27 protein-coding genes are annotated in these 26,556 nt (G+C 60.7%); 15 read left to right on the top strand and 12 right to left on the bottom strand.

Annotated elements, in window-relative coordinates:
- Positions 1 to 86: 86 nt before the first annotated feature.
- From U862_RS0126645 to U862_RS0126635, 3 genes are all read right to left on the bottom strand, one after another.
- Positions 87 to 1,100 (bottom strand): GNAT family N-acetyltransferase, encoded by a 1,014-nt coding sequence (locus U862_RS0126645; protein ID WP_025113191.1) that lies wholly within the window; start codon positions 1,098 to 1,100, stop codon positions 87 to 89.
- 84 nt (positions 1,101 to 1,184) lie between these two features.
- The gene (locus tag U862_RS0126640) at positions 1,185 to 1,982 is read right to left on the bottom strand and encodes an ABC transporter substrate-binding protein (protein WP_025113190.1); all 798 of its coding nucleotides are present in this window, start codon (positions 1,980 to 1,982) and stop codon (positions 1,185 to 1,187) included.
- 93 nt (positions 1,983 to 2,075) lie between these two features.
- A complete protein-coding gene (locus tag U862_RS0126635; protein ID WP_025113189.1) occupies positions 2,076 to 2,699 on the bottom strand; it encodes a TetR/AcrR family transcriptional regulator in 624 nt (207 codons plus the stop codon).
- A gap of 183 nt (positions 2,700 to 2,882) precedes the next feature.
- Here U862_RS0126635 and U862_RS0126630 point away from each other — a divergent pair, with 183 nt between their 5' ends.
- The 8 genes from U862_RS0126630 (at position 2,883) to U862_RS0126595 (ending at position 12,244) form a co-directional block, all read left to right on the top strand.
- A complete protein-coding gene (locus U862_RS0126630) occupies positions 2,883 to 4,673 on the top strand; it encodes an acyclic terpene utilization AtuA family protein (protein ID WP_025113188.1) in 1,791 nt (596 codons plus the stop codon).
- 12 nt (positions 4,674 to 4,685) lie between these two features.
- On the top strand, positions 4,686 to 5,555 hold the full coding sequence (locus U862_RS0126625) for an SDR family oxidoreductase (protein WP_025113187.1): 870 nt from the start codon (positions 4,686 to 4,688) through the stop codon (positions 5,553 to 5,555).
- 3 nt (positions 5,556 to 5,558) lie between these two features.
- Positions 5,559 to 7,175, top strand: coding sequence for a geranyl-CoA carboxylase subunit beta (gene atuC / locus U862_RS0126620; RefSeq protein WP_025113186.1), 1,617 nt, complete (start codon positions 5,559 to 5,561; stop codon positions 7,173 to 7,175).
- A 30-nt stretch (positions 7,176 to 7,205) separates the two neighbouring features.
- Positions 7,206 to 8,363: a citronellyl-CoA dehydrogenase gene (gene atuD, locus U862_RS0126615; RefSeq protein ID WP_025113185.1), complete on the top strand. Its 1,158-nt coding sequence runs from the start codon at positions 7,206 to 7,208 to the stop codon at positions 8,361 to 8,363.
- The gene (locus U862_RS0126610; protein WP_025113184.1) at positions 8,360 to 9,157 is read left to right on the top strand and encodes an enoyl-CoA hydratase/isomerase family protein; all 798 of its coding nucleotides are present in this window, start codon (positions 8,360 to 8,362) and stop codon (positions 9,155 to 9,157) included. The genes atuD and U862_RS0126610 overlap by 4 nt, the downstream gene beginning before the upstream one ends.
- 113 nt (positions 9,158 to 9,270) lie before the next feature.
- Positions 9,271 to 11,232, top strand: coding sequence for an acetyl/propionyl/methylcrotonyl-CoA carboxylase subunit alpha (locus U862_RS0126605; RefSeq protein ID WP_025113183.1), 1,962 nt, complete (start codon positions 9,271 to 9,273; stop codon positions 11,230 to 11,232).
- Positions 11,233 to 11,302: 70 nt separating this feature from the next.
- On the top strand, positions 11,303 to 11,845 hold the full coding sequence (locus U862_RS0126600; RefSeq protein ID WP_025113182.1) for an exonuclease domain-containing protein: 543 nt from the start codon (positions 11,303 to 11,305) through the stop codon (positions 11,843 to 11,845).
- 114 nt (positions 11,846 to 11,959) lie between these two features.
- The gene (locus tag U862_RS0126595; RefSeq protein WP_007940055.1) at positions 11,960 to 12,244 is read left to right on the top strand and encodes a pyrimidine/purine nucleoside phosphorylase; all 285 of its coding nucleotides are present in this window, start codon (positions 11,960 to 11,962) and stop codon (positions 12,242 to 12,244) included.
- Positions 12,245 to 12,314: 70 nt separating this feature from the next.
- Here the strand turns inward: U862_RS0126595 and U862_RS0126590 are convergent, their stop codons facing one another.
- Both U862_RS0126590 and U862_RS0126585 read right to left on the bottom strand, forming a co-directional pair.
- A complete protein-coding gene (locus tag U862_RS0126590; protein ID WP_025113181.1) occupies positions 12,315 to 13,127 on the bottom strand; it encodes an MOSC domain-containing protein in 813 nt (270 codons plus the stop codon).
- A 97-nt stretch (positions 13,128 to 13,224) separates the two neighbouring features.
- Positions 13,225 to 14,160, bottom strand: coding sequence for a chemotaxis protein CheV (locus U862_RS0126585; protein WP_025113180.1), 936 nt, complete (start codon positions 14,158 to 14,160; stop codon positions 13,225 to 13,227).
- A 453-nt stretch (positions 14,161 to 14,613) separates the two neighbouring features.
- Here U862_RS0126585 and U862_RS0126580 point away from each other — a divergent pair, with 453 nt between their 5' ends.
- The 3 genes from U862_RS0126580 to U862_RS0126565 all read left to right on the top strand — a co-directional run bounded on the left by U862_RS0126580 (position 14,614) and on the right by U862_RS0126565 (position 17,126).
- Entirely contained in the window at positions 14,614 to 15,084 is a 471-nt protein-coding gene (locus U862_RS0126580; protein ID WP_025113179.1) for a hypothetical protein, read from the top strand.
- Between the two features lie 492 nt (positions 15,085 to 15,576).
- On the top strand, positions 15,577 to 16,470 hold the full coding sequence (locus tag U862_RS0126570) for a sensor histidine kinase (protein WP_025113177.1): 894 nt from the start codon (positions 15,577 to 15,579) through the stop codon (positions 16,468 to 16,470).
- Positions 16,467 to 17,126 carry a response regulator transcription factor gene (locus U862_RS0126565; protein ID WP_025113176.1) on the top strand — a complete coding sequence of 220 codons (660 nt, stop codon included), beginning with the start codon at positions 16,467 to 16,469 and terminating at the stop codon, positions 17,124 to 17,126. Before U862_RS0126570 ends, U862_RS0126565 begins: the two co-directional genes overlap by 4 nt.
- Here the strand turns inward: U862_RS0126565 and yegS are convergent.
- Positions 17,110 to 18,027: a lipid kinase YegS gene (gene yegS / locus U862_RS0126560; protein WP_025113175.1), complete on the bottom strand. Its 918-nt coding sequence runs from the start codon at positions 18,025 to 18,027 to the stop codon at positions 17,110 to 17,112. The two genes, U862_RS0126565 and yegS, sit on opposite strands and share 17 nt — an antisense overlap.
- Before the next feature lie 318 nt (positions 18,028 to 18,345).
- On the opposite strand from yegS, the gene U862_RS30955 reads away from it, so the two are divergent.
- Positions 18,346 to 18,654 carry a hypothetical protein gene (locus U862_RS30955; RefSeq protein WP_177327370.1) on the top strand — a complete coding sequence of 103 codons (309 nt, stop codon included), beginning with the start codon at positions 18,346 to 18,348 and terminating at the stop codon, positions 18,652 to 18,654.
- 57 nt (positions 18,655 to 18,711) lie between these two features.
- Here U862_RS30955 and glp read toward each other — a convergent pair whose 3' ends face one another.
- A complete protein-coding gene (glp, locus tag U862_RS0126550; protein WP_025113174.1) occupies positions 18,712 to 19,938 on the bottom strand; it encodes a gephyrin-like molybdotransferase Glp in 1,227 nt (408 codons plus the stop codon).
- The gene (gene moaB, locus U862_RS0126545; RefSeq protein WP_025113173.1) at positions 19,922 to 20,461 is read right to left on the bottom strand and encodes a molybdenum cofactor biosynthesis protein B; all 540 of its coding nucleotides are present in this window, start codon (positions 20,459 to 20,461) and stop codon (positions 19,922 to 19,924) included. Before moaB ends, glp begins: the two co-directional genes overlap by 17 nt.
- An 82-nt stretch (positions 20,462 to 20,543) precedes the next feature.
- Between moaB and mobA the strand changes: the two genes are divergently transcribed.
- Both mobA and U862_RS0126535 read left to right on the top strand, forming a co-directional pair.
- Positions 20,544 to 21,146, top strand: coding sequence for a molybdenum cofactor guanylyltransferase MobA (mobA, locus tag U862_RS0126540; protein ID WP_025113172.1), 603 nt, complete (start codon positions 20,544 to 20,546; stop codon positions 21,144 to 21,146).
- Positions 21,147 to 21,224: 78 nt separating this feature from the next.
- Positions 21,225 to 21,446: a YgdI/YgdR family lipoprotein gene (locus U862_RS0126535; protein ID WP_025113171.1), complete on the top strand. Its 222-nt coding sequence runs from the start codon at positions 21,225 to 21,227 to the stop codon at positions 21,444 to 21,446.
- A gap of 77 nt (positions 21,447 to 21,523) precedes the next feature.
- Here U862_RS0126535 and U862_RS0126530 read toward each other — a convergent pair whose 3' ends face one another.
- The 3 genes from U862_RS0126530 to U862_RS0126520 form a co-directional block, all read right to left on the bottom strand.
- The gene (locus tag U862_RS0126530) at positions 21,524 to 22,414 is read right to left on the bottom strand and encodes a pseudouridine synthase (RefSeq protein ID WP_025113170.1); all 891 of its coding nucleotides are present in this window, start codon (positions 22,412 to 22,414) and stop codon (positions 21,524 to 21,526) included.
- 81 nt (positions 22,415 to 22,495) lie between these two features.
- On the bottom strand, positions 22,496 to 22,813 hold the full coding sequence (locus U862_RS0126525) for a transcriptional regulator (protein WP_003226726.1): 318 nt from the start codon (positions 22,811 to 22,813) through the stop codon (positions 22,496 to 22,498).
- 165 nt (positions 22,814 to 22,978) lie between these two features.
- Positions 22,979 to 23,215 (bottom strand): glutaredoxin family protein, encoded by a 237-nt coding sequence (locus U862_RS0126520; protein WP_025113169.1) that lies wholly within the window; start codon positions 23,213 to 23,215, stop codon positions 22,979 to 22,981.
- Between the two features lie 198 nt (positions 23,216 to 23,413).
- Between U862_RS0126520 and U862_RS0126515 the strand changes: the two genes are divergently transcribed.
- On the top strand, positions 23,414 to 25,126 hold the full coding sequence (locus U862_RS0126515) for a monovalent cation:proton antiporter-2 (CPA2) family protein (RefSeq protein WP_025113168.1): 1,713 nt from the start codon (positions 23,414 to 23,416) through the stop codon (positions 25,124 to 25,126).
- Here U862_RS0126515 and U862_RS0126510 read toward each other — a convergent pair.
- Positions 25,123 to 26,331 (bottom strand): ammonium transporter, encoded by a 1,209-nt coding sequence (locus U862_RS0126510; protein ID WP_025113167.1) that lies wholly within the window; start codon positions 26,329 to 26,331, stop codon positions 25,123 to 25,125. The two genes, U862_RS0126515 and U862_RS0126510, sit on opposite strands and share 4 nt — an antisense overlap.
- Between the last annotated feature and the right edge of the window lie 225 nt (positions 26,332 to 26,556).

Below are 26,556 nucleotides of genomic sequence, written 5' to 3'. Positions count from 1 at the left end.
CTGGTTCTGCGTACACAGGACAAATGTGGGAGCGAGCCTGCTTGCGAAGGCGACCTCAGGATCATTGAAATCCCGAGGCCTGAGCATCAAGCCAACTTGCACCGATCAAAAAACCGCTCACGCCCCAGAATCATCAACGCCGCGCGCTTGTGCGGGAAGTCGAATTCCTTTTCGCAGTGGAAGCACTGGTTGTGCATGTGGCCGATCATCTTCGCGTTGTCGGCACGCGGTTCGGCGACCACTCGCTGAGTGCGCGGATCGTCCAGAAACAGGTAATGCACCAGCGCCGACAACCAGCTCGCCACCTTGTGCGGGCCACGGTGATCTTCCTCCCCGACCAGCATGTGAATGCCGCGATCGTAATTGTCGGCGTCGTAGAACGGCGCGATACGATCTTCCTTGGCCCAGTAGGCTTCGAAGTAAGCGAAGGGCTGATCGTCGAAACAGCCGATCAGGGTCAGCGTGTGCGGGTCGGCGTCGAGCTTGCTCAGGTACTCGCGATGCTGCTCAAGACTGCCCTCTTCCTGCCAGAAACTGGCGACCCGCGGGCTGTTCTGCCAGCGATTGAAACGCGGCAGATCCTGCTCGATCTCCACCGTGCGCAGGGAAATCCAGGCGCCGAGACGCGCATCGAAACGCCGATAGACTTCACCGCGCGGTTTCACCGGGCGCAGCGGGTGACGCTTGCCATGGCTGATCACCATGTGCTGCGGATAGCTGCCGCTCAGAGACGTGCCGAGCCATGGTTGCGGCAGTTGCCAGAACAGCGCGCGTTCGCAGCGATATTCACCGGCCACCTCGGTGCTGACCAGCAGACCGCTGAGCAAGGCCTCGGTAGGCGGTTGATCGAGTTGCCAGGTCAATTGCTGGCGCGCCGGCTCGCGGGCAAACAACCAATAGCAGGCCGCCCATAGCGCCAGGCCTGGCGGCAGGGCAAAACGCTCATCGAGCTGGATCGGGCCGTTGCCTTCACGATCCAGGCGCAGGCGAATCAGCGGTTGCCCGTCCAGACTCAGGCTCAGACGGCTTTCAGTTGCATCGGCTACCAGTTGGCTGCCCGAAGGCAAGGCCAGGGCAGTCAGGTCATTCAGATTGGACATGGGTCGGGCTCACGATAATCGTCGACAGTTCAACGATGGGACGTGAGCCGAGAGCGGAAATTTAGCCGCGCGGGTGAAAAACGGTCAGGGATGGGGCACCGGCACCACGGCAATTTTGTAAGGATCGAATATCTTCAGCATCTGGCCGTTGTCGCGCAAACCCTGCAGCAACTTGCCGAATGCCTCGCCGGTAATCGGAGCGGTCGGGCGCAGAATGGCGTAGTGGTGATAAATCTGATCGATGCGCTGCGACACCAGCAGATCGTCTTTCACCTTTTCGTTGCGCTTCAGATAATCGAACAGGTAGGAGCGAGTCACCAAGGCAATGTCGGCCCGCCCGCGCAGCACCATCAGCAGGTTGCTGTCGTGGGAATAGGTCAGCGTGGCGTTGAATGTATCAGCAAGGTATTTGGGATCGGCATTGAAGTTGGCGAACTCATAGTGATAACCGCTGTACAGCGCCAGGCGCTTGCCCTTGAGGTCGGCGAAATAGTTCTGCTGACGACCGTCTTCGCGCTGCGCCACGAAAATCTCGGCATCTTCCAGGCCCATATCGACATCCGTGTGCGGGATATCCTTCCAGCCCCAGTCGGGATTCTCGAAGATCGCCATGTCGATCCGGCCCTGCTTGAAATCACCGAAGCGACGGGGAATCGAGGTCGGCACGAGGACAAACTGATAATTCGTCTGCAACGCATTGAGCGCCTCGACCAACTCCGGCAGCAGCCCGGTATCGGCACCGCTTTCCGGACGGATCGTGTAAGGCGGGAAGTGCGCGGCGCCCACTCGAACCAGTTGCGCCGCCTGCGCAGGCAACCCTGAAAATGCCGTCAGCGCGACGAGTACCAGACCCGTGGCCGTCCGAATTGGCGAAGACTTCAAAACACCCCACTCCCCGAAAAAAATACCGATCAATGCATTCAAGCTAGGCGGTTTCGCCCAGTTAGCCAGTTTCCCGACCCGTTAGAAAGTGGATCAGCGCTCTTCGAGCACCAGAACCAGCGCTTCATCGGCCAGTTGATCGAGGCTCAGACTGCCGCCGGCACGGAACCAGGTGGTGGTCCAGGACAACGCGCCAGTGAGAAAACGTCGGGTTACGAACACATCACCACGGATAAATCCGGCCGCCTTGGCTTCGCCCAGCACCTGCAGCCAGATGTCTTCGTAGACATCGCGCAGGGCCAGCACTTTGGCCTGACCGTCTTCGGACAGCGAACGCCATTCGTAGACCAGCACCGCCATCGCTTCGCCGCTGCCGCCCATGATCGATTGCAATTCGCAGCGGATCAGCGCCAGCACCCGCTCGCGCACATTTGTCGCGTCGGCCAGTGCGGCGCGCATCAGCGCGGTGTTGTAGCGGATGGTCTCTTCCATCACCGCACGGAGGATTTCGTCCTTGCTTTTGAAGTGATGAAAAATGCTCCCGGACTGAATCCCCACCGCCCCGGCCAGGTCACGCACGGTGGTGCGCTCATAGCCCTTGTTGCGAAACAGGTGAGCGGCCACTTGCAGCAGTTTGCCGCGGGCGCTGTCAGGGTCGGTCAACTGGCCCTGGTCGACCAGTTCGCGCATGACCCTCAGGGCTTTTTGCTCGTCCACCCGTTCTCTCCTACAGTCGATCAGTCTGTTGCCCCCTGAACATGCAGGGTTGCGCGCAATTTAAGCCGCGGGCTGCGACCAAGCAAGCGCTTGGGCAGAAGATATTTCTACTGTTTACAAACCAAGCGCTTGCTTGGTAGCCTCCAGACACTTCTGTCGCAGGTTCCTGAGTCGGAGATAACAATGCCAACCACCGTTCGCATCGGATGCGCCAGCGCATTCTGGGGTGACACCAGTACCGCCGCCGCGCAGCTTGTGGCAGGCGGGCGCCTGGATTATCTGGTGTTCGACTACCTGGCCGAGATCACCCTGTCGATCATGGCCGGCGCCCGTCTGAAAGATCCTCAGGCCGGGTTCGCCGGGGACTTCATCGAGGTGCTCGCCCCGCTGCTGCCACAACTGGCCGAACAGAACATCCGCGTCATCAGCAACGCTGGCGGTATCAATCCACAGGCCTGCGCCGCCGCCCTGCAAGCGGCCTGCGACAAGGCCGGCGTGGCGCTGAAAATCGCCGTGCTACTGGGTGATGACCTGCAACCGCAATTCAAGCAACTCGCCTCTCAGGGCATCCATGAGATGTTCAACGGCACGCCGCTGCCGCCAATCTGCGTGTCGACCAATGCCTACCTTGGCGCGCCAGGCATCGTCGAGGCTCTGCGCCTGGGCGCCGACATCGTCATCACCGGGCGCGTGGTCGACAGCGCGGTGGTCAGTGCCGCACTGGTGCATGAATTCGGCTGGGCGTGGCACGACTACGACAAGCTCGCCCAGGCCGCACTGGCCGGGCACATCATCGAATGCGGCGCGCAGTGCACCGGCGGCAATTTCACCGACTGGCGCGACGTGCCGGATTACGAACACATCGGTTTTCCCATCGTTGAAGTCCGCGCCGACGGCCAGTTCATCGTCAGCAAACCCGAAGGCTCCGGCGGCCTGGTGACGCCACTGACCGTCGGCGAGCAGTTGCTCTACGAAATCGGCGACCCGCAGGCGTACCTGTTGCCGGACGTGGTCTGCGATTTCACCCAGGTCAAATTGCAGCAACAAGGCAAAAACACCGTGCATGTGCACGGCGCCAAAGGCTTGCCGCCCAGCGACAAATACAAGGTCAGCGCCACCTGGCCGGACGGTTTTCGTTGCACCGCCAGTTGCCTGATCGCCGGCATCGATGCGGTGGACAAGGCGCGACGCGTCAGCCAGGCGATCATCGACAAGACATCCGAGATGTTCAGCCAACGCGGCTGGCCAGGCTACAGCGAAGTCGACATCGAACTGCTCGGCAGCGAAGCCACCTACGGCCCGCACGGCCAGCGCCGAGACAGTCGCGAGGTGGTGATCAAACTCGCCGTGCGCCATCCACAGAAACAGGCGCTGGTGCTGTTCTCCCGGGAAATCGCTCAGGCCGCCACCGGCATGGCGCCTGGGCTGACCGGCATCGTCGGCGGACGGCCGACGGTGTACCCGCTGATTCGCCTGTTCTCGTTCCTGATCGATAAAACTGCCTGCACCCTGCAAATCGACATGGCCGGTGCGCAACATCCCTGCGCCCTGCCCGCGCAGACCCCGCTCGACAGCCACGACCTGCCCACCCCCGACCAGCCGCCCAAACCCCAAGGCCGCGCCGACGCCAGTGTGCCATTGGTCAAACTGGCGGTGGCGCGCTCCGGTGACAAAGGCAATCACAGCAACATCGGCGTATTGCCGCGCCGGCCCGAATACCTGCCGTGGATCGCCGAAGCGCTGACCCCGGCGGTGCTCGTCGACTGGATGCGCCACGTGCTCGACCCGATCCACGGCCGGGTTGAACGCTGGTATTTGCCCGGCACCCACAGCCTGAACTTTCTGCTGGAAAACGCTCTCGGTGGCGGCGGTGTCGCAAGTCTGCGCATCGACCCACAGGGCAAAGCCTTCGCCCAGCAACTGCTGGAAATCCAGATCCCGGTGCCGCGGAGCATCGCCGAACAACTCGACTAGAGGTTGGGCTTCATGGCTTACGAATCGATTTTCAAAGCCGATCTGTTCAGCGGCCAGACCATCATCGTTACCGGTGGCGGCAGCGGCATCGGGCGCTGCACTGCGCATGAACTGGCGGCGCTCGGGGCCACGGTGCTGCTGGTCGGGCGCAAGCCGGAGAAGCTGCAAAAGGTCGCCGCCGAAATCACCGAAGACGGCGGCCGCGCCCACTGGCAAGCCTGCGACATCCGTGACGAAGAAGCAGTCAAGCAATTGGTCGGCGAGGTGATCGCCGAACACGGGCCGATCCACGGTCTGGTCAACAATGCCGGCGGCCAGTACCCGTCGCCGTTGGCCTCGATCAATCAGAAAGGCTTTGAAACCGTGTTGCGGACCAATCTGGTCGGCGGTTTCCTGATGGCCCGGGAAGTGTTCAACCAGTCGATGAGCAAGCACGGCGGCAATATCGTCAACATGCTCGCCGACATGTGGGGCGGCATGCCCGGCATGGGACACTCGGGCGCGGCACGCTCGGGCATGGACAATTTCACCAAGACTGCCGCCTTCGAATGGGGTTACGCCGGAGTGCGGGTCAATGCAGTGGCCCCGGGCTGGATCGCCTCCAGCGGCATGGACACCTACGAAGGCGCGTTCAAGGCGGTGATTCCGACGTTGCGCGAACACGTGCCGCTCAAGCGCATCGGTACTGAATCGGAAGTCAGCGCGGCGATCGTTTTCCTGCTCAGCCCGGCGGCGGCGTTCATCAGTGGCAGCACCTTGAAAATCGATGGCGCGGCCAGCCTCGGCAGCCGCGCGTGGCCGCTGCACAAGGCGAGCCACAGCCAGTCGTTCAACGGTTTCCATCGGGCGTACTTGCCCGACGTCCTCAAGGACAAGGAGTAAGCCATGCCGCAGATCCAGTCCCAACTCGATCCGCACAGCGAAGCGTTCGCCCGCAACCGCGCGGTGATGCTCACGGCCATCGAGCAAGTCCAGCAACTGGAGCAGAACCTGCTGAACAAGGCCGCTGAAGCCAAGGCCAAATTCGACAAACGCGGGCAACTGCTGCCCCGCGAACGTCTGAACCTGTTGCTCGACCCCGGCGCACCGTTCCTCGAACTGGCGAGCCTGGCCGGTTACAAACTGCACGACGACAAGGACGGCAGTGCCGCTGGCGGGGGCTTGATCGCCGGCATCGGTTACGTGTCCGGCGTGCGCGCACTGGTGGTGGCCAACAACAGCGCAATCAAGGGCGGCACCATTTCGCCGAGCGGCCTGAAAAAATCCCTGCGCCTGCAACAGATCGCCCAGGAAAACAAACTGCCGGTGATCACCCTCGCCGAAAGCGGTGGCGCCAACCTCAACTACGCCGCCGAGATCTTCGTCGAAGGCGCACGCAGCTTTGCCAATCAGGCGCGCATGTCGGCCATGGGCCTGCCGCAGATCACCGTGGTGCATGGCTCGGCCACCGCCGGTGGCGCCTATCAGCCGGGGCTGTCGGATTACGTGGTGGTGGTGCGGGGCAAAGCCAAGCTGTTTCTTGCCGGGCCACCCCTGCTCAAGGCCGCGACCGGCGAAGTCGCCACCGATGAAGAACTGGGCGGCGCCGAGATGCATGCGCAGGTTGCCGGCACCGCCGAATACCTGGCCGAGAACGACGCCGATGGCGTACGGCTGGTGCGCGAGATCCTGCGCATGCTGCCATGGAACGAGCAACTGCCGTGGCTGCCGGAGCCGCAATACAAGGCGCCGCTCTACCCGATCGACGAACTGCTCGGGCTGATTCCCGACGACCCGAAAAAACCCTACGACGTGCGCGAAATCATTGCGCGAATCGCCGACGAATCGGAGTTTCTCGAATTCAAGGGCGAGTTCGATCAACAGACCGTGTGCGGCCAACTGAAAATCCACGGCCGCGCCTGCGGCCTGATCGGCAACAACGGCCCGATCACACCGGCCGGTGCGAGCAAGGCAGCCCAATTCATCCAGCTGTGCGACCAGAGCCAGACACCGTTGCTGTTTTTCCACAACACCACCGGGTTCATGGTCGGCACCGAATCCGAGCAGCAAGGCGTGATCAAACACGGCTCGAAACTGATTCAAGCGGTGGCCAATGCGCGCGTGCCTAAACTGACCATCGTCGTGGGTGGCTCCTACGGCGCCGGCAACTATGCGATGTGCGGGCGTGGTCTCGATCCTCGGTTCATCTTCGCCTGGCCCAACAGCCGCACGGCGGTGATGGGCGGCGCGCAAGCCGGCAAGGTGCTGCGTATCGTCACCGAGGCCAAGCAGCTCAAGGAGGGACTGGTGCCGGACCCGAAGATGCTCGACATGCTCGAACAGGTCACTGCGCAGAAACTCGACAGCCAGTCCACCGCGCTCTACGGCAGCGCCAACCTGTGGGATGACGGCCTGATCGACCCGCGTGACACCCGCACCCTGCTCGGCTACCTGCTGGAGATCTGCCACGAAGCCGACATCCGCACGCTGCAACCCAACAGCTTCGGCGTCAGCCGTTTCTGACGGCCACGGATCCCAAGGAGAACAATAAAAATGATCTTCACCCCGGAACACGAAGCACTGCGCCGCACCGTCCGCCAATTCGTCGAACACGAGATCAATCCGCACGTCGATGAGTGGGAAAAGGCCGGGCGTTTTCCGATCCACGAGATTTTTCGCAAGGCCGGCGACCTCGGTCTGCTGGGGATTTCCAAACCGGAAAAGTTCGGCGGCATGGGCCTCGACTACAGCTACTCGATTGTCGCCGCCGAAGAGTTCGGCACCATCCATTGCGGCGGCATTCCGATGTCCATCGGCGTACAGACCGACATGTGCACCCCGGCGCTGGCCCGCTTCGGTTCCGATGAGTTGCGCGAAGAGTTTCTGCGCCCGGCCATCAGCGGTGAGCACGTTGGCTGCATCGGGGTCTCGGAAGTCGGTGCCGGTTCCGACGTCGCCGGGCTCAAGACCACCGCGCGCAAAGATGGCGATGACTACCTGATCAACGGCAGCAAGATGTGGATCACCAACTCGCCGAGCGCCGACTTCATCTGCCTGCTGGCCAACACCTCGGATGACAAGCCGCACATCAACAAGTCGCTGATCATGGTGCCGATGAACACCCCGGGGATCAGCCTCAGTTCGCACCTGGACAAGCTTGGCATGCGCAGCTCGGAAACCGCCCAGGTGTTTTTCGACAACGTGCGTGTGCCTCAGCGCAACCGCATCGGCCACGAAGGCGCCGGTTTCATGATGCAGATGCTGCAGTTCCAGGAGGAACGCCTGTTCGGCGCCGCGAACATGATCAAGGGCCTGGAATATTGCGTCGACAGCACCATCGAGTACTGCAAGGAACGCAAGACCTTCGGCAATGCGCTGATCGACAATCAAGTGATCCACTTTCGCCTGGCGGAGCTGCAAACCGAAATCGAGTGCCTGCGCGCGCTGGTCTATCAGGCCACCGAGCAGTACGTGAAAGGCCAGGACGTCACACGACTGGCATCGATGGCCAAGCTCAAGGCCGGGCGTCTCGGCCGAGAAGTCAGCGACAGCTGCCTGCAATATTGGGGCGGCATGGGCTTCATGTGGGATAACCCGGTGGCGCGTGCCTATCGCGATGTGCGGCTGGTGTCGATTGGCGGCGGTGCCGACGAAATCATGCTCGGCATCATCTGCAAACTGATGGGCATCCTGCCGGGGAAAAAGAAATGAGCACCCTGCCCGATTGCCAGACGCTGTTGCTGGAGCTGCATGGCGGCGTGCTGCACATCACCCTCAATCGCCCGGACAGCCGCAACGCGATGAGTCTGCAGATGGTCAGCGAACTGCGTGCCGTGTTGGCCGCAGTAAGGGATGACCGCCGTGTCCGGGCCTTGGTGCTCAGTGGCGCCGGCGGGCATTTCTGTGCCGGCGGCGATATCAAGGACATGGCCAACGCCCGCGCCCAGGGCGCCGATGCTTACCGTGATTTGAATCGCGCTTTCGGCGCGCTGCTGGAAGAAGCGCAGCACGCGCCGCAAGTGCTGATCAGCGTGTTGCAAGGTGCGGTGCTGGGCGGCGGGTTCGGACTGGCGTGTGTCAGCGACATCGCCATGGCCGACCATCAGGCGCAGTTCGGTCTGCCGGAAACCAGCCTCGGCCTGCTGCCGGCGCAGATCGCCCCGTTCGTGGTGCAACGCATCGGCCTGACCGAGACCCGCCGACTGGCGCTGACCGCTGCGCGCTTCGATGGGCATCAGGCGCGGCGTCTGGGACTGGTGCACTTTGTCGAGCAGGATCCGCAGGCACTGGCCGAACGCCTCGATGAGGTTCTGCAGCATGTGTTGTGTTGCGCGCCGGAGGCGAATGCCATGACCAAGAAGTTACTGCTGGCCAGCGCCGGACAACCGTCGAGTGAATTGCTGGACGAGGCGGCGCAGTGGTTCAGCGAGGCGGTGACCGGGGCCGAGGGGGTCGAGGGCACCATGGCTTTTGTGCAAAAGCGTAAACCCGGGTGGGCCACCTGAAAAGCTTCGCGAGCAGGCTCGCTCCCACAGGGGCAGCAACGCATTCCAGATGTGGGAGCGAGCCTGCTGGCAAAGAGGCCAGCACATGCACCGCAAATTCCGAGGAAACAGCCATGCCCACCCTCCACAAAATCCTGATCGCCAACCGCGGTGAAATCGCCTGCCGCATCCAGCGCACCGCCCATGCCCTGGGCTATCGCACCGTCGCGGTGTTCAGCGACGCCGACGCCCAGGCTTTGCATGTGCAGATGGCTGATCAAGCGGTGAACATCGGCCCGGCACCGGTGCAACAGTCCTACCTGAACATCCCGGCGATCCTCGACGCCGCGCGCCGCAGCGGTGCCGACGCAATTCATCCCGGTTACGGTTTCCTCTCGGAAAATGCCGGATTCGCCCGCGCCTGCGAAGAAGCCGGCCTGATTTTTATCGGCCCCAGTGCCGACGCCATCGAGCTGATGGGCAGCAAGCGCCTGTCGAAAATCGCCATGCTCGACGCCGGTGTACCGTGCATCGCTGGCTATCAAGGCGCCGCGCAGGACGACGCGACCTTGCTGCGTGAAGCCGAACGCATTGGCTATCCGCTGATGATCAAAGCCAGCGCCGGGGGCGGCGGACGCGGCATGCGTCTGGTGCACAGCCGCGATGAGTTGCCGGCGCAATTGCGTACGGCGCGCTCCGAGGCATTGAACGGCTTCGGCAGTGACGAACTGATCCTCGAACAGGCGCTGATCGAACCGCGACACGTCGAGGTGCAATTGTTCGGCGATAGCCACGGCAATCTGGTCTATCTGGGCGAACGCGATTGCTCGGTGCAGCGGCGCCACCAGAAAGTCATCGAGGAGGCACCCTGCCCGGTCATGACTCAGGCGTTGCGTCAGGCCATGGGCGAAGCGGCGCTCAAGGCTGGCCGTGCAGTGAATTATGTGGGTGCCGGCACCGTCGAATTTCTGCTCGACGCCCGTGGGCAATTCTACTTTCTGGAAATGAACACCCGTCTGCAGGTCGAGCATCCCGTCACCGAACTGATCACCGGGCTGGACCTGGTCGCCTGGCAACTCGCAGTCGCCGAGGGGCAGCCGCTGCCATTGACCCAGGATCAGGTCACGCTCAGCGGCCACGCCATGGAAGTACGCCTGTATGCCGAAGACCCGACGCAGGATTTCCTGCCGCAGACCGGGCGCATTCAGGCCTGGGAACCGGTCTTGACGTCGGGCGCACGGATCGATCATGGCCTGCTCGAAGGTCAGTCGATCAGCCCGTTCTACGACCCGATGCTCGGCAAGCTGATCGCCCACGGCGCCACCCGCGAGGAGGCGCGGCGCAAGCTTCTGCGCGCGGTGCAAGACAGCGTGCTGCTCGGTGTACAAAGCAATCAGCGCTTGCTGGCCAGCCTGCTGCAACATCCGCAGTTCATCAGCGGCGAATTCAGTACCGCGTTCATCGCCCAACACTTCACCGACCACGCTTGCCTGCACGCCTACGTGCCCGGTGCCGAGGAACTGGCCATCGCCGCCGTGCTGTTTTATCAGTCTGGCGCGCAGGCCCATCGTGCGCCGCTCAAGGGTTGGCGCAACAATGCTGGGGCGCCGCTCAATTACCGCCTTGGCCTTGAAGAACAGGACTGGACGCTGCAACTGCTGGCGGACAGCGATGGCCACTTCATCGTGAACGTGATGGAGCGCTCGCTGGCGCTGAACATTATCGATTGCAACGAGCGCTCGCTGACCCTGGAAATCGACGGCCTGCGCCAGCGTCACGCCTATCGGCTGGAGGGCGGACAACTCTGGCTGTTCACCCGCCCCGGCAACCTGCGGCTGGAGGATCGAACTCATGCACTGATCAGCAGTCAGAGCAGCGTCATCTCCGGCACGCTGAAGGCACCGATGGACGGTGCTATCGTCGACGTGCTGGTCAGCGAAGGCAGCCCGGTCAGCAAGGGTCAACTGCTGGTGGTGCTGGAGGCAATGAAAATGGAGCACCCGCTCAAGGCCGGAATCGACGGCGTGCTCAAGCGGGTGCAGGTCAAGGTCGGCGATCAGGTAAAAAATCGTCAGGTTCTGTTGCAGGTCGAGTGAGTCACCAAGCGCAAACGCGAGGTTTGACTACGCTCTGATCTATCAGGACGCGTAAATCAGGAAACCTGCGATGCCCCATTGGCTGGTCATTGATCTGGAAGCCACCACGGATGAAGGTGGCTGGCCGGTTACGGAAATGGAAATCATCGAAATCGGCGCCACGCTGGTCGATCGTGCCGGTCGTGAGCAGGATCACTTTCAGCGTTTCGTCAAACCGACACGGCGGCCGTTGCTGACGGCATTCTGCCGTGAGCTCACGCACATCACCCAGGCCAATATCGACGCCGCGCAGCCGTTGACCGAGGTCTGGCCGGCCTTCGAACGCTGGCTCGGCCAACACCAGACGCGCCTCGAAGGCTGGGCCAGTTGGGGTGACTACGACCGCAAGCAATTGCTTCAGGAATGGCAGCGCCTGCAACTCGACAGCGTGTTGAGCCGGGTGCCGCACATGAACCTCAAACAGCGCTTTGCCAAGGCCCGGCGCCTGGAGCGGCCGTTGGGGCTGAACGGGGCGCTGCAACTGGCTGGCATGCAGTTCAGCGGTCAGCAGCATCGAGCCCTGGAGGATGCGCGCAATACCGCGCGATTGTTGCCGTTGGTATTGCCACTCTAGAGTCAGGGCGGGAACTTGCCGGACACGCCCCGGGCAGGTGACGGCGCCAGGAGCCTTGTGCATACTGGCCAGCCTTTTTTAACCCTTTTTTGCCCTTTTCGAGAGGAATCGCCCATGTTCAAAGTCAACGAGTACTTCGACGGCACCGTCAAGTCGATCGCTTTTGGCACCGCTGAAGGTCCGGCGACCATCGGCGTCATGGCCCCGGGCGAGTACGAATTCGGCACCAGCCAACGGGAAATCATGCACGTGGTCTCCGGCGCACTGACCGTCAAACTGCCGGACAGCAGCGACTGGGAAACCTTCGCCGCCGGCAGCCAGTTCAACGTACCGGCCAACAGCAAGTTCCAGCTGAAAGTCGCCGTCGACACTGCTTACCTGTGCGAATACCGCGGCTGACGCTGCAGGTTTTCCCGGTGCAAAAAAATGCCCGTGTCGAAGGACACGGGCATTTTCATTTCAGGAACGGTTACTCGAGGACTTCCACCGGCATCCCGACTTCCAAGTGACCATTGCTGTCGTTGACCAGGTTCTGGCCAAACATTGCGCCATCGGCCTGGGCACGGTATTTCTGCAAGGTAGCCAGCGGTTCGCGATCAGCACTGCGCTCGCCAGTCTGCGGGTCGATGGTGGTCAGAATGCACCGTGAGCACGGCTTCACCACCCGAAACTCGACATCACCGATGCGGATCCGCTTCCAGCCATCCTCGGCGAACGGCGCGCTGCCTTCGATCACCAGATTGGGCCGAAAGCGCAGCATCTCCAGCGAACGCCCGACCCTTTGCGAAAGATCCTGGAGGGACGCCTCGCCGATCAGCAACAACGGGAAGCCATCGGCGAACGCAACCTGATCGTCGTCGCGGCCATAGCCGTCCTGAGTCATGCGAGCGCGGTTCAGTGGCACCTGCACCAGGCGGGTGGGTTTGCCAATGAAATCGCTGACCCAACGAGCCGCTGCGTCACCGGCATCCGGTACGCGCAAGGTGTCGCGCCAAATGGTCACGCCGCGCAGGCCGGTGTCAGTATCCTGCTCGGGCAACGGCACATCCAGCGCCGCGTGCCCTGGCGCGCTGAGGGTCAGGCCGCCCTGAGCATTCCACAGCGCCGACAGCTGGCTCATTTTCGCCTCGGCCCGCTGGGTCAGAAAGCGCCCGCTGGCCTCGTCCACCAGCATCCAGCGGCGGTCGCCTTCAAGGCCCAGTTTATCCAGACCAATCGATTGCAGAATCTCGGGTTTGCCGGATTTCAACGGGTAACGATAAAGCGCGCTCAGACGCAGCATGGCCAGCTCCCTGGAGGATCAAAACGCCACCCTATACGAGCTTTATTCGCGAATCAAAGAACAAACACTGCAGGCTCACTCCTGCAAGACGTTGTGATCAGGCCGGCACTTCATCGAGCATCAGACGCTGGCGCACCACATCGACCAGCTTGTCCGGCTGGAACTTGGAGAGGAAGTTGTCGCAGCCGACCTTCTTGACCATCGAGTCGTTGAAGCTGCCGGACAACGAGGTGTGCAACACCACGTACAGGCCACGCAGACGCGGGTCGTTGCGGATCTCGGTGGTCAGGCGGTAACCGTCCATTTCCGGCATTTCCGCGTCGGTGAACACCATCAACAGTTTGTCGGTCATGTTCACGCCGGTATCGGCCCAGGCCTTGAGCATGTTCAGCGCTTTCAGACCATCGCTGGCGATGTGCATTTTCACCCCGAGCTGGCCGAGGGTGTCACGCAGTTGCGAGAGCGCGACATTGGAGTCGTCCACCAGCAACACTTCGCGGCCACGGGCACGCTCCAGCACCGGATCATCCAGCTTGTCGCGCGAGACCTTGGCGTTGTACGGGACGATTTCGGCGAGGACTTTCTCGACGTCGATGATTTCCACCAATTGCTCGTCGACCTTGCTGATCGCAGTCAGGTAATGCTGGCGCCCGGCGCTGGTCGGCGGCGGCAGAATGGCTTCCCAGTTCATGTTGACGATGCGATCCACGCCACCGACGAGGAAGGCCTGCACTGAACGGTTGTACTCGGTGACGATAATCGTGCTGTTGGGACCCGGTACCAGCGGACGCATGCCGATCGCCTGGGACAGGTCGATCACCGGCAGCGTCTGGCCACGCAGGTTGACCACGCCGCAGACAAACGGGTGGCGCTGAGGCATCAGGGTCAGCTTCGGCAGTTGCAGAACTTCCTGAACCTTGAACACGTTGATCGCGAACAGTTGGCGTCCGGCCAGTCGAAACATGAGAATTTCCAGGCGATTCTCACCCACCAGTTGCGTGCGTTGGTCTACCGTGTCGAGAATGCCGGCCATCAATGACTCCTGGGCTTGTTCTGATGAATTCACTAAGAGGGGTTATCGGCTGTTCATGGTGAATCTTGATCCCCGCACAAATCACCAACAAAATGCCATACACAGGCATTGATGTCACATTAACATCATGCTTTACTGGCTCGGTGATTTCATCTGCTACATTCTCTTCTGGCGCGACCACGGTTTGCGCCACAGGTTCCCGCGTGTAAGGGAATCCCCTAGTAACAATCAGGCCCAACCTGATGTTCGCAATATCCAATAGCCATTAATGTGACGCCATTCTCATTGCATGAACGGAGTCAGGCTATTGTGTGCGATCGCAGTTCGGTGGAAACGCATCCTCTCGAAACCCTCAGCTTGTGCACTTGCACGCCGGGGCGCGGTCTCGCGACGATTCACGATCGTCGACACACACGGCATTCCCTCATCAGACATGACGCTGTGGAGATAAGCATGCCAATCGACCGTAAAGACTGGGCACAACGCTTTCCCGAATTTCTCGTCGAGGCAGAAACACTCCTGGCCAAATCCGAAGAATGCCTGAGCCACCTGCAACTGATCAGCAACGACAAGGACGCCATTGACTGCATGCTCAGCACCCTGCTAAAACTCGCAGGCCGGGCTGAAGCATTGGCGCTGGAAGCGGTTTCCGAGTTTTCCCTGCACATTCACAGCCTGCTCACCCACGCGCCGGATCATATCGATCTGCACGCACAGGCACTGGATGCGCTCAAAGACTGCTTCACCCTGATGGCTTGGCAAATCGAACTGGTTGACCAGAACACCGGCCAGTTGAGCCTTGATGACAGCGAACAGACTTCCCTGATCGAAGCCTTTGCATTCCAGGTAGGCCAAAGCCAGTTTCAGCCATCGCTCTCGACCCGATCACTATCGTTCACGCCCTACTCGGAGCGTCAGGCCTGATTGGCCGCTGTTAATACGCAAATCGAGGCTGTATATCCGAGTCGCTGAATGTCGCAATTGAATAGTTCATACCTGCCAGCGACAAGCCGAATTAAATAATCACACCCGTCAGCAGCGGATATTTTCCCGCGGCCTCAGGGTTTTCCTGTGTCCGTGTAACGAACAACTTCGAGTGACGTGGATATCTAGCGAGCACAATAAAGCGACTTTTTTCCATTATGGAACTCGCGTCCAACATGGGGTCTTTCCTGACTCGTTGGACATATATGGCAAACGCGACCAACGGTATCTTAAGTGGTATTATGCCGGCCATTAGTTGCTTTCAATTAATGGCACAGTGATTCAGTGACAGGCATCCACCAAACTTGGCGGTCAAATATCGCTCACTGAACCTCGTTAAATTCAATAACATAATTGACAGCATTTTCAGACAGAGATCCGCCAGCCACCGGCCGGTCTGCCCGCAGCGAACATCCATTGGCTCCATCCGTTATGTACGCCAGCCTCAAGTCAATCACTACATGGCCACCTTCCCGGGAAAATGCCCGCCGGTTCACGCTCATATTGAGTGTCGTCGCGACTGTCGGCAGCCTGCTGACCTACGGTTTGTCGGCGCCACTGTCACTGGGATTGCTACTGCTGAATGTCGCGGCCAACGCTTGCGTCTGGGTGCAATACCGGCTGTCGCGCAAATCGATCAAGTTCCAGCCTCAGGAACTCGCAGACCGCCTGCTCGAAGTGCAGGAAAACGAACGGCACCGACTCAGCCGCGAACTGCATGACGATATCGGTCAGCTGCTGACGGCTGCCAAGCTGCAAAGCGAATGGCTGAAGAGACGCCTGCCGCAGGACTTGCAAGAACATTGCTCGACACTTTGCGACACGCTTGAAGAAACCCTCAACAAGGTGCGCGATGTTTCAGCCATTCTCAACCCGCGCCAACTGACTAGCCTCGGGCTCGAAGCCAGCCTGCGCGCGCACTTGCTCAAGGCTCTGGCGAACACCCCGGTGCACTGGAGCCTCGATTGCCAGCAACGCCTCAATGGCATTCCGGAAGAAATGGCGGTCGCCGCCTTTCGTATTACTCAGGAAGCGGTCACTAATATCCTGCGTCATGCGCAGGCGAAAAACCTGCTGATCCGCGTACAACGCCTGCCGCAAGGTCTGACGTTGTTTATCAGTGACGATGGCCTGGGATTTGCGCCTGCCGCCGACCCGGCCCGCGAGGGACAACGTGGCATGGCCGGGATGGCCGAAAGAATCGAACAACTGGGCGGCACACTGAACGTCATCAGCGAGCCGGGCAAAGGCACTCAAATCGAAGCACTATTCCCCTGGGCGCCCCGTGCACTCGAGCGGGCCAGTACGAATAAGGTTATGCGTTGACTTGTAACTTACTTCTGGTGGATGACCACTCGCTGATCAGGGCCGGCGTGCGCGCTCTGGTGCTCGATATTCCCGGTTACGCGGTCATTGGCGAAGCCAGCGATGGCTCGCAGCTGCTCGAAATGGTCGAGCAACTGACGCCCGACATCGTGTTGCTGGATATCTCGATGAAAGAAACCGGTGGACTGGAAGCCCTGCAACGACTCAAGCGGGTGCGTCCGCAAAGCAAGGTGCTGATCCTGTCGATGCACACCGATCCGGCGCTGATCATGCAGGCACTGGAGTCCGGCGCACACGGCTATTTGCTCAAGGACACCACGGCCACCGAACTTGAACATGCCCTTGAAGCGCTGCGCAACAACGAACGCTACCTGAGCCCGGCCATCGCCCATACCGTGATCAACCAGGCGCTGACCCGCACGCAGAAAAATCAGCCGGAAGTGGCCGATTCGCACAACCTGACGGCTCGTCAGCTGGAAATCCTGCGGTTGATCGTGCGCGGCAAGTCCACCCGGGAAATCGCCAACGGCCTGGGCTTGAGCATCAAGACCGTCGAAACCCACCGCTCACAGATCATGAAGCGCCTGCAGATCTACGATGTGGCGGGTCTGGTGCTGTTCGCGGTACGTGAACAGATCATCAGTCTCGACGACTGACCGACCGCGCGCCGCCCAACAGCGGCGAATGCTCGGGCAAGTGCACCCGCAAGGCTGCGGGGCGCACCTCGAAGCGCAGGCTTTCACCTTCCAGCGGTTCGCCGTCAAGATTGATGCTCAACCCTTCGGCGACCTTGATTTCGACCCAGGGCAAGCGCGCCCGGACAAACATATTGTCGAGGCCGAAGCCATCGCTGAGCAGGTTCTTCAGCGTGCCGAACAACTCCTGTGGTGCCGGCAGGATGCTGATATCCAACAGGCCATCATCGGCCAATGCCTGCGGACACAATTCGTGTCCGCCGCCCGCCTGGCGGCCATTGCCGATACCCAGCGCCAGCAACTCGCCACTCCAGTGAAAATCCGGTCCATGCAATTCGCCGTAGGCCGCGTGCAACTCACTGAACCGCGACAGACCAGTGAACAGATAGGCCGCCCCGCCGAGTACTTTTTTCAGATCCTCAGACGTATTGGCGGTGACCTGGCTGCCGAAACCACCCGTCGCCATGTTGAGGAAAATCTGTCCACCGACTTCACCCAGATCAATCTCGCGCGGTGGCACATCCAGCAGCTCCAGCGCCTCGGCCGGCTCCAGCGGGATCCCCGCTGCGCGGGAAAAATCGTTGGCCGTCCCCAGCGGCAGCAGCACCAGACTGGCCTGATGCGGATGTGCGGCGAGCGCTTCGGCGATATCGCGTAACGTACCGTCCCCGCCGCCAGCGATAATCTGTTTGTACCCGGCCGCCAATGCCTCTTGCACCAGACGCTGAGCGTCACCGGCTTCCCAGGTCAGTCGCACCGCAAGCTCCCAGCCCTGTTTGCGTTTGCCTTCGACGGCGGTGCGAACCGCCTCATTGAGTGCCTGCTTGCCATGCAGAATCAACAGCGCCCTGCGTTCACTCATAACCATTACTCCCCACGTTTGACTCGGTCTGAGACATCTTGACCACTGGCGCACGTAAAAAAGCCGCAGGAATCACTTTTAATTCAAGCGACTGACCTGTTGCGTCCTACACAGCGGTATTTTTTCTTACAACATGTGAGGAATCGGCTCAATTGACCCGTCGCGTTCATTGATTCACCGTGTGCAGGTGATATCAATCTTCGATTTAACAACACAAGGATGTGCAGGTCATGAGTGGATACACCCTCCGAACGGGTAACAGTTTGAATCATGGAAAGCTTAGCGAGCTTACAATTGAAACAGCCGACGGACATTTCCATGCAAAGCCATGAAGCCAGAATTTCAACTAGTCCGCTGCCCTCTCTCACCGAAAGTCGCGCCAGTCACACATCCGATTTCAAAAAGAGCGCCAGAGCCACTGGAGAAGTTGATATGGAACCGCGCGTGACCGAACTGGAAACCCACCTCAAATACATTCGCCGGGATATGGATGAAGTCCGCGGCGATGTCAAAACCATCAAGCACCGCCTCGCCTATTCGGCGGGGGCAACAGCGGTGGTGCTGGGGCTGCTTGGGTGGGTCGCCAATAGCAGGTTCGATCAACTGGTCACACTGATGAGCCATTGATTGGGAATGCAGGCATCGACGCTGTATCGGTCGAGCCTGCACTTGCAAGGCGGAGGATCAGCCGAGCAGATCACTCAGAGGAATGAAGACAACTTGATCGTCTTCCACCAGTGTGCGTCCCTCAAGCACTTCTACCAGTCCATCCGCCCAGGCAGCACTGCGCAGTACCCCTGAACTTTGATTGCGGTAGATGATTGCACGGCCTTGTTCGAGTCGACCGCGCAAGTATTCACGCCGATTGCCCGCCACAGGCCAGACAAAGCCTGCCGGTACCGTGAACTTCAGCGGTTCGACGTCCTTCACACCCTGACGCCGCAACAAGTAGGGCCGTGTGAGCAGGGCAAAGGTCACCAGCGTCGAAGCAGGGTTACCGGGCAAACCAATGACCGGCACATTGCGAAAATGGCCGAACGTCAGCGGTTTTCCAGGTTTGATTGCCAGTTTCCATAGCGCCAATTCGCCCTCCTCTCTCAAGGCGATGCCCAGAAAATCCGCTTCGCCAACCGATACCCCTCCCGTCGAGAGAATCAGGTCGACATTCTGCAACTCGCCCAGACGTGCACGGGTGGCATCCAGATCGTCCGGAAGAATGCCGGCATCGATCACCTCACAACCCAGACGCTGCAGCCAACTGCACAGCACCACTCGATTGCTGTTGTAGATCTGGCCCGGGCCCAACGCCTGGCCGGGTTCGACCAGTTCATCGCCGGTAGACAGCACCGCCACCCGCACCTTGCGTACCACACTCAGCCCGGCGCAACCCAGCGATGCCGACAAACCTTGTTCGATCGGTCCCAGCCGGGTACCTGCCGGCAGGATCAACTCACCGATGGTGGTTTCCTGGCCTTGCGGGCGAATGTTCTGGCCGACGGTGATAGTTTCGGTAAAACGCACCCGGCCGTCGGCCTGAACCTCGGCGTTTTCCTGCATCTCCACGCAATCTGCCCCGGCAGGCACGGGTGCGCCGGTGAAGATCCGCGCACAGGTACCGGGCTTCAAGGGCTCGGGCGCCTGCCCGGCGAACACCTTTTGGCTGACCGGCAAAGGCTCTCCGGTCCAGTCTGCAAGATTCAGGGCGTAACCATCCATGGCACTGTTTGGCCAGGGCGGCAGGTCCAGGGTCGAGATCAAGTCCTCGGCCAGCACCCGCCCCTCGACGTCAGCCAATGGCAGGAACTCTCGCTCGACAATCAGCGAGGCCTCGGCCATTGCCAGCAGGCGAGCCAGCGCTTCTTCGACAGGCATCAGACTGCCGGTCTTGCCCGGCTTACCCACGGGATTCACAAGGCGCCGCCTGTTTCAGGTGAGGTACGAAGTTGCAGGGGCGGTGCCGCGAGTCCAGTTGTTCAGCCAGAATGCCGTCCCAACCAGTGCGCACGGCGTTAGTCGAGCCTGGCAGACAGCATACCAGCGTGCCATTGGCCAGCCCCGCCAATGCCCGCGACTGCACGGTCGAGGTGCCGATATCGGCCACTGATATCTGGCGGAACAATTCGCCAAAGCCATCGACCTGCTTGTCGAGCAGACAGGCCACGGCTTCCGGTGTGCTGTCACGCCCGGTGAAGCCGGTACCGCCGGTAATCAGCACGACCTGCACCACGTCCTCGGCAATCCAGTGGGCAACTTGCGCGCGAATCTTGTACAGGTCATCTTTGAGCAAGACCCGTTCGGCCAGGCGGTGGCCGGCAGCGCTCAGGCGGTCGACAAAGACCTGGCCTGAGGTGTCGGTTTCCAGGGTTCGGGTATCGCTGACAGTCAGCACCGCAATGTTCAGCGGTGCAAAAGGTACATCGGCCTTGGCTTTCATTAGGCTCGTCCAGTTGTAGGAGAAACAGCCCGGTGTTATATCACAGCGCCTGAATTTTTCGCCGCCCTGCTGGAGAGCTGCCATGACCTCGAATGCGCCATTGCCCCCCTGCTCCATTCTGCTCCTGGCGGGTGGACGCGGCCAGCGCATGGGCGGCCAGGACAAAGGCCTGATCGAATGGCAGGGTGAACCGCTGATTGCCCATCTGCAGCGCAAAGTGCGGCCACTGACCGACGACTTGATCATCTCCTGCAATCGCAATCACGAGCGCTACGCCGCGTACGCCGATCAGCTGGTGAGCGATGCAGAAGGCGACTTTCCCGGCCCATTGGCCGGCATACTCGCCGGGCTCAAGGCCGCGCGCCGGTCACACCTGCTGGTCTTGCCCTGCGATGTACCGCGCATCGACGCCGCGCTGCTGCACGACATGCGAATAACCGCCGGCCAGTTTCCTGACAAACCTTTAATGTTGCGTCACGACGGGCACTGGGAACCGCTGCTGTGCGTGATTCCAGTAGCCCTGTTGGCCGCGTTCGAGGCGGCCTGGAACGCTGGTGAACGCAGCCCCGGCCGGGTCATGCGCGACCTTGGCGTCACTGCCCTGCAATGCCCGGACAATGACCCGCGACTGGCCAACCTGAACACCCCCGAACTGTTAAATGCGCATAACACTGTGTCAGACTGACAGCATTCAAGGAACTCTCACGCCTTGTATACGTCTCAAGCTCAGTAACCAAAAGTATTCCCATTCGGAGACACACCCATGACTCAACGGACCCTCGCCACTTTCATGCTCGCACTGGGCCTGGCAACTCTCGCTGGTTGCTCCTCGCCAACAGTGATCACCTTGAATGACGGTCGCGAAATCCAGGCCGTCGACACCCCGAAATATGACGAAGATTCGGGTTTCTACGAGTTCAAGCAACTGGATGGCAAACAGACCCGCATCAACAAGGATCAGGTTCGTACCGTTAAAGAGCTGTAAGCTTTACGTCGACGCCGGATACAGAAAAGCCCGCATTAATGCGGGCTTTTTCATGGGCGCTGGAAAAGTCGGTTGTCTCACCACAGCAGGGTGATCCGGCTCTCGAACGAGCGCTCTTCGCCCGTCACCGGGTCGATAAACCGCAACCCCTGCGCGAGCAGTTTCAGCGGATTGGCGTAGTCATCCTCAGCGTCTTTCAACACATCCGGGTAAAACGGATCATTGCAGATACTCGCCCCCAGCGCGGTCATGTGCACCCGCAACTGATGTTTCTTGCCGGTCACCGGATACAGTCCGTAGCGCCAGAGTTCACCGTTTTTCTCCCGCACCTCGACCGCCGTTTCCGTGTTGGCAACACCGGGGCCTTCCTGCATGCGGAAGAACGGTTCGCCATCGATCAGACGACTTTTGTGTACGAGGGGAAATTCCAGATCCGGCAGCGCGGGGGCAATGGCCTCATAGCGCTTATCGATCTGCCGGGTTGGAAACAGCGACTGATATGCCGAACGGGTCTGCGGATTGGCCGAGAAGATCACCAACCCCGCCGTGTGCCGGTCGATGCGGTGCAACGGCACCAGATGCGGATTGTCCAGGCGCCGGATCAGTCGGCGCAGCAAGGTTTGCTCGACATATTCGCCGGCGGGTGTCACCGGCAGAAAATGCGGTTTGTCCGCTACCACCAGATGGTCGTCGGCATAGAGGATCGATTCCAGCACCGGAATCGGCTTCTCATCCGGCACTTCACGGAAGTAGTGAATCCGCAGGCCTTCCTTGTACGGCAGGTCCAGCGCAATCGGCTGGCCCTGACCATCCAGCACCCGCCCCCGCGCAATCCGGTCCAGCCATTGCTCGCGACTGATCGCACTGAAATGTTCGCACAGGCAATCAAGCACGGTGAGCCAGGCGCCTGGCGGCAGGTAAAGGGTGCTGGCCTGATTCTGGGCAGCGGAAAATGTTGGTGTGGACATACGGAAATTCGAACCCTCGATGCAGGTCGGCATTATCCAACACTGAGCGATGCGAACCTAGCGCAGATTCCGCCGCCCGCCTCAGGCCGGGATCGACTTGAGCGCTGCGGCTTCGGTGAATTCCTTGAGCCAGCGCAGGACATCGACCGCCTCCCAGCGCCCCGGGTCGTACAAGGCGTACAACAGCCCCTGATAGCCGACCACATCCAGTTGCTTGTGATAACCGGCACGCTGGAACAGCGCCTCGATTTCGGCAAAGCAGGTGTTGAAATGCAATTTGTTGAACGGCGTCTTGCCCTCCGTGACCAGCCCGTCCAGGCGCAACTCGAGGACTGCCTCGCGCACCACGTCAACCGACATCCGGTTCACGCTGTTCTTCAACTGTTCGACATTGACCACGGTTCGTCCCTCTGACTGCCGGATTCACCTGCTCAAGTCATGCAAAGCAGCAGGCCAATCCAATTACTGTATGCACATACAGTAACTGAATAAACCGCAAAGTGCCAAGGGACGGATGCACGCTCGCGACCGGCGGAGGACAGTGGCACGCCAGCAGGAAACAGTTCAGCGCAGGAAGGCCACTACCTGATCGGCATTGAACGGCCAGCCCAGTTCTGCACCATTATCAATCCGGCGCAGCACCGGAATCCGCAGGCTGTAAGCCTCGTACCAGGGTTCATCGTCGGCAATATCCACCAGTTCCACCAACAGACCGTGCTCGACAAAAGGCATCAACTCGGCCTCTGCCAACTCACACAAGTGGCATCCCAGGGTGCCGAACAGCTGACATTCAGGGGGCATGATCGCTCAACCGGAAAAATGAGCGTTCATTCTAGGCTTGCCTCGAAAACCCGTCGAGCCACTGCCCAAAGGTCCCGACACGACACCCAGTACGCAAAACCCTGACGCAAATCAGCCCGCACAAAAGCCAATCAGGCGATGCTCCCGCGCTTTTTGCCTCTACGCTTGAGAAGCCAGAGCCTGACATCGGAGTGTTTTGTGTTTGCCAACCTGTTGATCATTCTTGCCTCATCCCTGGTGATGATTGCCCTGTTCCGTCGCCTGCGGTTGCCGCCAGTGCTGGGCTATCTGTGTGTGGGCTTGATGGTCGGGCCGACCGCATTCAACTGGGTCAACGAAAGCGAACACCTGCCTGACGTGGCCGAGTTGGGCGTGGTGTTCCTGTTGTTTTCGCTGGGCCTCGAATTTTCCCTGTCAAAGATGATCGCGCTGCGCCAGGTGGTGTTTCGCCTGGGCAGCCAACAGGTGTTGCTCAGCACCGGGGTGCTGGGCCTGGTGTTGATCCTGCTGGGCATGCCGGTGACCCCGGCACTGCTACTTGGCGCCGGACTGTCGTTGTCGTCGACGGCGATTGTCACCAAGGAGTTGAGCAGCCTGGGTGAGGTGTTCAGCAGTCACGGGCAGAACGCGGTCGGGGTCTTGCTGTTTCAGGATGTGGTTGCGGTGTTGCTGCTGACGCTGGTGCCGGTGTTCGCCGGGAGCAGCGCGCAAGCCTGGTACTGGGCGCTGCCGCTGACTCTGGGAAAAACCGTGGTGCTGTTTGTCGGTTTGCTGTTGGCCAGCCGCTGGTTGCTGCCACGACTGTTTCATGAGGTGGCCGCCTCGCGCTCGGCGGAACTGTTCGTGTTGCTGGCGCTGGTCATTGTGCTGCTGACCGCATGGCTGACGCACCTGTTAGGCCTGTCCCCTGCCCTCGGTGCATTTCTGGCCGGCATGTTGCTGGGCGAGAGCCACTACCGCCACCAGATCGAAGCCGACATCCGGCCGTTTCGCGACATTCTGCTCGGGGTGTTTTTCGTCAGCATCGGCATGCTGATCGACCTGCAACTGTTCGTCAGCCACAGCGTGCTGATCATCGGTCTTACCCTCGGCCTGATGCTGATCAAGGGCACTGTCGTGGCGCTGCTGGTGAAGTGGCGCGGCAGCGATCACGAAACCGCCTGGCGCAGCGGCCTGGCCCTGGCGCAGGGCGGTGAGTTCTGCTTTGCGCTGATGGCGCAGATGCAGCAAAACAGGATGCTGCCTGACGAGCTGGGCGGCCTGCTGCTCGCGGCAACGTTCTGCTCGATGCTGCTGACCCCGCTGCTGCTGCGCGCGGCGCCGAACATTGCCTTGCGCCTCCATCGCAAGCCGAATCAGGAGGCGCAAATCGAAGAAATCAGTGCGCTCAATGCCGACCTCGACCAGCATGTGGTGATTTGCGGGTACGGGCGGGTCGGCCAGTCCATTGGCCGTTTCATGCGCAACGCGAATCAGCCTTACATCGCCCTGGACAACGACCCCGTGCGGATCCAGGAAGCTGCCGTCGGCGAAAGCAATGTGCATTACGGCGACTCGTCTCGCGCCGATCTGCTGATCGCCGTCGGATTGTTGCGCGCACGGCTGGTGGTGATCGCGGTGGATCAAGGCGACGTTGCCCTGCGCGTTCTCAAGGAAGCCCGCCGCCACAATGATCAGGTGCCGATTCTGGTGCGTACCCGCGACGATAGCCAATGGGCGGAACTCAAGGCTGCCGGCGCCACCGAAGTGGTGCCGGAGCTGCTGGAATCGAGCCTGATGCTCGGCTCACACGCACTGATCATGCTCGGATTGCCAGCGCGCCAGGTCCAGGAGCGAGTCGATCAGGTGCGCAGTGACCGTTATCGCCTGCTGCACGGTTTTTACCCCGGCGCCGACGATGAGGAAACTTAATCCTGACTCACCGCGCCGATCTTGTGCAGCGACAGGTCGGCGCCGTAATACTCCTGCTCCTGACTCAGGCGCAGGCCGTGCAACGCCTTGATCAAACCGTAGACGGCGAATCCGCCAATCAGCGCGACCGCCACCCCCAGGGCGGTACCGATCAACTGACTGATCAGACTGACACCGCCCAGGCCACCGAGCGCACTCTGGCCGAAGATGCCGCAGGCGATCCCGCCCCAGACCCCGCACAAACCGTGCAACGGCCAGACCCCCAGCACATCATCGATGCGCCATTTGACTTGCGCCGCGGTAAAGCACCAGACAAACAGCGCACCGGCAATCGCGCCAGTCACCAAGGCACCCACCGGATGCATCAGGTCGGAGCCGGCGCAGATCGCCACCAGCCCGGCCAGCGGGCCGTTGTGCAGAAAGCCCGGGTCGTTGCGCCCGACGATCAATGCCGCCACAGTGCCGCCGACCATCGCCATCAACGAGTTGACAGCGACCAGACCGCTGACACCCTGCAAGGTCTGCGCGCTCATCACGTTGAAGCCAAACCAGCCAACAATCAGAATCCACGAACCCAGCGCCAGAAACGGAATGCTCGACGGTGCGAACGCCACCAGGCGCCCGTCGCGATAGCGGCCGTTGCGCGGACCGAGCAACAGCACCGCCGCCAGCGCCAGCCAGCCGCCCATGGCATGGACCACCACCGAGCCTGCGAAATCATGGAACGCAGCGCCGAACCGGCCCGTGAGCCAGGCTTGCAGACCGTAGTTGCCGTTCCAGACCACACCTTCGAAAAACGGATAGATGAACGCCACGATCAGCGCCGTCGCGCACAGTTGCGGAACGAATCGTGCGCGCTCGGCAATGCCGCCGGAAATGATCGCCGGAATCGCCGCCGCGAAGGTCAGCAAAAAGAAAAACTTCACCAGACCGTAACCGTGATCGGCACTGAGCACCGCGGCCGGTTGCATGAAGGTCACCCCGTAGGAGATCCAATAGCCTATAAAGAAATAGGCCAGGGTCGAGACCGCGAAGTCGCTGAGAATCTTCGACAGCGCGTTGACCTGGTTTTTCTGGCGAACCGTGCCGACTTCAAGAAAGGCGAAACCGGCGTGCATCGCCAGCACCATCACCGCACCGATCAGAATGAACAACGTGTTGGAACTGTGAACCAGCGTGTCCACAGCGCTTTGCAGATTTTCCATAAAGAGGCAGACCTGAAGGCTGAAAAAGGCACCAAAGCGGTTCGCGCGGACAATTCATGCACCAAGTTGCGCCTTGCCGGGCACCGCACTGGAGCTGCGATGAACCGCTTTGGCGCACAAGGTCGATGTCCTGACACAAACCCGGATTATTTGAGTTAAGGTTTTCCTGCAAGTACGCCCGCCAACAGCGCACGGCGGTTGCAAGACGCACCACGACATAGCAAA

Origin of the sequence: Pseudomonas sp. H1h, from assembly GCF_000633255.1 — a bacterium.
Classification (GTDB): domain Bacteria; phylum Pseudomonadota; class Gammaproteobacteria; order Pseudomonadales; family Pseudomonadaceae; genus Aquipseudomonas.
Note: the sequence above shows the minus strand (reverse complement) of the source record. Positions and strands in the feature narration are given on the sequence as shown.

Bases quoted from the DNA above. Each gene is read 5' to 3' on its own strand.
- atuC (WP_025113186.1), top strand. From the start codon at position 5,559: ATGCCGCAGATCCAGTCCCAACTCGATCCGCACAGCGAAGCGTTCGCC.
- U862_RS0126570 (WP_025113177.1), top strand. From the start codon at position 15,577: ATGTACGCCAGCCTCAAGTCAATCACTACATGGCCACCTTCCCGGGAA.
- moaB (WP_025113173.1), bottom strand. From the start codon at position 20,461: ATGAAAGCCAAGGCCGATGTACCTTTTGCACCGCTGAACATTGCGGTG.
- U862_RS0126645 (WP_025113191.1), bottom strand. From the start codon at position 1,100: ATGTCCAATCTGAATGACCTGACTGCCCTGGCCTTGCCTTCGGGCAGC.
- yegS (WP_025113175.1), bottom strand. From the start codon at position 18,027: ATGAGTGAACGCAGGGCGCTGTTGATTCTGCATGGCAAGCAGGCACTC.
- U862_RS0126585 (WP_025113180.1), bottom strand. From the start codon at position 14,160: ATGGCCGGCATTCTCGACACGGTAGACCAACGCACGCAACTGGTGGGT.
- U862_RS0126595 (WP_007940055.1), top strand. From the start codon at position 11,960: ATGTTCAAAGTCAACGAGTACTTCGACGGCACCGTCAAGTCGATCGCT.
- U862_RS0126630 (WP_025113188.1), top strand. From the start codon at position 2,883: ATGCCAACCACCGTTCGCATCGGATGCGCCAGCGCATTCTGGGGTGAC.
- U862_RS0126605 (WP_025113183.1), top strand. From the start codon at position 9,271: ATGCCCACCCTCCACAAAATCCTGATCGCCAACCGCGGTGAAATCGCC.
- U862_RS0126530 (WP_025113170.1), bottom strand. From the start codon at position 22,414: ATGTCCACACCAACATTTTCCGCTGCCCAGAATCAGGCCAGCACCCTT.
- U862_RS0126580 (WP_025113179.1), top strand. From the start codon at position 14,614: ATGCCAATCGACCGTAAAGACTGGGCACAACGCTTTCCCGAATTTCTC.
- U862_RS0126590 (WP_025113181.1), bottom strand. From the start codon at position 13,127: ATGCTGCGTCTGAGCGCGCTTTATCGTTACCCGTTGAAATCCGGCAAA.
- U862_RS0126625 (WP_025113187.1), top strand. From the start codon at position 4,686: ATGGCTTACGAATCGATTTTCAAAGCCGATCTGTTCAGCGGCCAGACC.
- U862_RS0126535 (WP_025113171.1), top strand. From the start codon at position 21,225: ATGACTCAACGGACCCTCGCCACTTTCATGCTCGCACTGGGCCTGGCA.
- U862_RS0126600 (WP_025113182.1), top strand. From the start codon at position 11,303: ATGCCCCATTGGCTGGTCATTGATCTGGAAGCCACCACGGATGAAGGT.
- atuD (WP_025113185.1), top strand. From the start codon at position 7,206: ATGATCTTCACCCCGGAACACGAAGCACTGCGCCGCACCGTCCGCCAA.
- mobA (WP_025113172.1), top strand. From the start codon at position 20,544: ATGACCTCGAATGCGCCATTGCCCCCCTGCTCCATTCTGCTCCTGGCG.
- U862_RS0126520 (WP_025113169.1), bottom strand. From the start codon at position 23,215: ATGCCCCCTGAATGTCAGCTGTTCGGCACCCTGGGATGCCACTTGTGT.
- U862_RS0126610 (WP_025113184.1), top strand. From the start codon at position 8,360: ATGAGCACCCTGCCCGATTGCCAGACGCTGTTGCTGGAGCTGCATGGC.
- U862_RS0126510 (WP_025113167.1), bottom strand. From the start codon at position 26,331: ATGGAAAATCTGCAAAGCGCTGTGGACACGCTGGTTCACAGTTCCAAC.
- U862_RS30955 (WP_177327370.1), top strand. From the start codon at position 18,346: ATGCAAAGCCATGAAGCCAGAATTTCAACTAGTCCGCTGCCCTCTCTC.